Here is a 3740-nt window from a genome sequence, read left to right on the forward strand (position 1 = left end):
CCGGTCGCCCGCACCAGATCCCTCCGTACCGGGACCGGCGGCCGACGGACCCGCATGAGCGCCTTCGACGCTCTCGTGCGCCCCGCACTCGTACGCATCGCCGCACCCGACCGCGGGTATGACCCGCACGGCGACCGGTACTGGGGCACCGGCTTCTTCATCGCCCCCGGCTGGGTGCTGACCTGCGCCCATGTCGTGGCCGAGGGGGGAAGCGCGGTGTGGAGGAGCGAACCCGTCGTCGGCATCACCTGGGAGGACGGCGACACCTCCCGGGAGACCACCGGCACCGTCGTGCTCGCCCTGCCCCGCCCCGACCGGCCCGACGACCCGCCGGACCGGTGGGCCTTCCCCGACATCGCGCTCGTCCGCGTGCCCGGCGCGGCGAAGGCGCCCTGCGTGCGCCTCGCCGAGCGCCCGCCCGTCCCGCCGACCTCCGTCGGCCTGCACGGCTGGTCCCGGGAGACCGGCGAACTCGGCATCCGGCACGTCCACGGCACCCTGATCGGCACCGACGGCCAGGCCCTCATCACCGACTGGGTCATGCCCGTCGAGGGCTGCTCCGGCGGCCCCGTCGTCGACCACCAGCAGGGCGCCGTCGTCGGCCTCAACAAGGGACGCGGCCGCGACGGCGGCGCCGTCGTCCCCGTCACCGCGCTGCGCCGGCTCCACGACCTGCCCGGCGGCGAGGCGATGGGCGAGGCACTGCGCGCCCACGACCGCCACCACCTCGCCCGCTACCGCTCCCTGGACGACCGGCCCGACTGGACCCGCACCCAGGGGCGTCTCGCCGGCTCCGCGGGCCTCGGCCCGGGACCGCGCACCCTGCTCTACGGCCACCTCGCCGAACTGCCCGCGCCCACCGCGCCCGGCGAGATCATGGACCTCGTCGACCAGGTCAAGGCCTGGATCAGGGACGACGAACTGCCGGACGTCCTGGAGGACGACCCGCGCACCTGGAGCGAGGGCGCCGGACTCCTGCGCGGCCTGCGCGCGCCCCACCGGGACGGCGTCCGCGACCTCGAACCGGACGCGGTCCTCCTGTACGCGGCCCACGTCGCCCGGCACGTCCGCGGCCGGTACGGCGAGCGCGTCGACACCGCCGACCTCACCCGCTGGATCATCGACGAGTCGGGCGACGCCGACCGGCACCTCCGGCGCGAGATCGACCGCCTCGTCAGCCCGGGCAGGCCGGCGCCCCTCTCCGTACGCGAACCCCGCGCGCGTGCCGACGTCCTCCTGGAGATCGACGCCCCCGTCTACGACCGGCGCTACCCGTGGCGGGTCAAGCTCCTCCTCGACGGACACACGGTCAGCCCGCTCCACTTCGACGAGCGGGGCGTCGAGCGCGCCCGGCTCGGGGAGGCCCTGCGCGAGCCCCTCGCCGACGCCCTGCGCCGCGGCGACAGCGGACGGCACCTGGCGGCCGTCGAGGCGGTCCTGCCGCTGGAACTCTTCGACGAACCCCTCGACACCTGGCGGCTCGAACCGCCGCAGGGCGGCCCCGAGGACGCCTGGGCGCCCACGCTCGGCCAGCGCAGGTTCGTCGTCGTCCGCGACCGCCGCCGCTACGACCGGGAGCCCACTCCCGAATGGCGCGAGCGCTGGGAGACGGCGGAGAACGGGCCGCTGCGCGCCGCCCCGCTGCGTGCCGAGGTGCCCGGCACGGGCCCGGACCCCCACCCCGCGCGCGGCGGCCGGGAGACCTGGGCGGAGACGTACGACCGGCTCCGGGAGGCCGGCGGCGGCACCGTCCCCGTGTACTGCGGCCGGGTGGGCACCGGCGACGGGCTCATGGCGATGCACGCGGCGCTCGCCGCCGGGCACCCCCTCGCCCTCTGGCGGACCGGCCCCCACGACCACACCGACTGCGCGGAGTTCCACGAGCGGGCCGACCGGCTGCTCTCCGCCGCCCCCACCGCCTGGGACGTCCGAGGCCCCGTCAGATCCCTGCGCACGCGCGCGACGGACCGGGCGGCGGACCCCGAGGCGCTCGCCGGGTACGCCTGGGCCGGGAGCAGTGACCCGTGCGCCCACCGGGACGACGGCCCCCCGATCCGTCCGATTACGCCGTCGGCAGGCCCCGCTCCCGGGCGGTACCGTCGACGGACCCGGCATCGACACCACAGCCAGGAGGAGCCCCTCGTGAACGATTGGCGGATCTACCGTGGTGCCGGTCTTCCGCACGACGAGATACAGCGGCTGCCCGCCCCGCCGCCCTGGCGGGACTTCTCCACCGGCGGCGCCGACGACACCCTGGCGGGCTCCGACCGGCGACTCGGCGTCAAGCGCCGGCTCGTCCAGAACCACCACCCCAGACCCGCGGAGACCGACGCCGTCAACGCCGCGCTGTACCTGAGGCGCCCGCTCCTCGTCACCGGCAACCCCGGCACCGGCAAGTCCACCCTCGCTCACGCCGTCGCCCACGAACTACGCCTCGGCCGCGTCCTGCGCTGGCCGATCGTCAGCCGGACCACCCTCCAGGACGGGCTCTACCGGTACGACGCCATCGGCCGGCTCCAGGACGTCCAGCTGGAGCGTGCCCAGGCCGGATCGCCCGGCTCCGCCGCCGCGCCGGCCGGCATCGGCTCGTACATCCGGCTCGGCCCGCTCGGCACCGCGCTGCTCCCCTCCGACCAGCCCCGGGTCCTGCTCATCGACGAACTCGACAAGAGCGACCTGGACCTTCCGAACGACCTCCTGAACGCCCTGGAGGAAGGCGAGTTCGCCATCCCCGAGCTGGAAAGGCTGGCCGACCGGGAGCCCGCCGTCGAGGTGCTCACCGACGACGGGCACAAGGTGGCGGTGCTCGGCGGCCGGGTCCGCTGCACCACCTTCCCGTTCATAGTGCTCACCTCCAACGGCGAACGGGACTTCCCCGCCGCCCTGCTCCGCCGCTGCATCCGCCTGGAGCTGGAGGCCCCCGGCGAGGAGCAGCTCCGCGCCATGATCGAGGCCCACCTCGGCGGCGAGGCCGCCGACGGCGACGGGGAACAGGGCCTCGTCCGGCGCTTCCTCGACCGCGAGCCCGGCGAGGTCATCGCCACCGACCAGCTCCTCAACGCCCTCTACCTGACCCAGCACGCCTCCCGCGCCGAACGGGTCACCAGGGAACGCATCGCCGACATGCTCATGCAACCGCTCGATCAGCCGAGGTGACGAGCGGATGCACCGGATGCATCTGGAGGAACTCACCCGCAGGCTGCGGGCCGGCGGCCAGGACCCCACCGCCGAGGACGTCGCGGACGCCCTGTGGCTGGCCCAGTGGCTCCCCGGCCCCGCCCCGGACCGGGAGAGACCCGACGGAGCGCAGGACCCGCCGGCCGACCCCCCGGGCGAGGCGGACGGGGACGCCTCCACCGACGGTCCGGACCAGGCGGGACCGGATCAGGCCGGTACGGACCAGGCCGGTACGGACGCGGCGGCAGGCGCGGCCGGCGGGCCCGGGAGTCCGCACGAGTCCGTCTCCCTCCACATGGCCACCGGAGGCACGGGAACGGCCGACGCGGTCGCCGAGGAGGCGGAGACCGCCCACGCCGACCGAGCTCCGGCCCCGGGCGGCGACCGGTCGACGGACCGGGGCGCCGGCCTGCCCGTCCGCGCCCCCGGCGCCAACGCCCTGCCCGGCCTCCTCGGACTCCAGAAGGCCCGCGGCGACCGGTCGACGGACCGGGGCGCCGGCCTGCCCGTCCGCGCCCCCGGCGCCAACGCCCTGCCCGGCCTCCTCGGACTCCAGAAGGCCC

The 3740-nt window shown here is 76.2% G+C and carries 1 protein-coding gene and 2 pseudogenes; all 3 read left to right on the forward strand.

The genetic code is table 11. The features are described 5' to 3' along the window. Positions 1–54: 54 nt before the first annotated feature. Positions 55–1980: pseudogene (locus tag EAO70_RS39540) on the forward strand (trypsin-like peptidase domain-containing protein); the annotation flags it as partial. A 162-nt stretch (positions 1981–2142) separates the two neighbouring features. Continuing rightward, complete coding sequence (locus tag EAO70_RS39545; protein WP_261993058.1) at positions 2143–3156, forward strand: AAA family ATPase; 1014 nt, start codon at positions 2143–2145, stop codon at positions 3154–3156. A gap of 7 nt (positions 3157–3163) precedes the next feature. After that, a pseudogene (locus EAO70_RS38140) lies at positions 3164–3740 on the forward strand (hypothetical protein); the annotation flags it as partial.

The sequence above is a fragment of the Streptomyces sp. adm13(2018) genome (assembly GCF_008042145.1).
Taxonomy (GTDB): domain Bacteria; phylum Actinomycetota; class Actinomycetes; order Streptomycetales; family Streptomycetaceae; genus Streptomyces.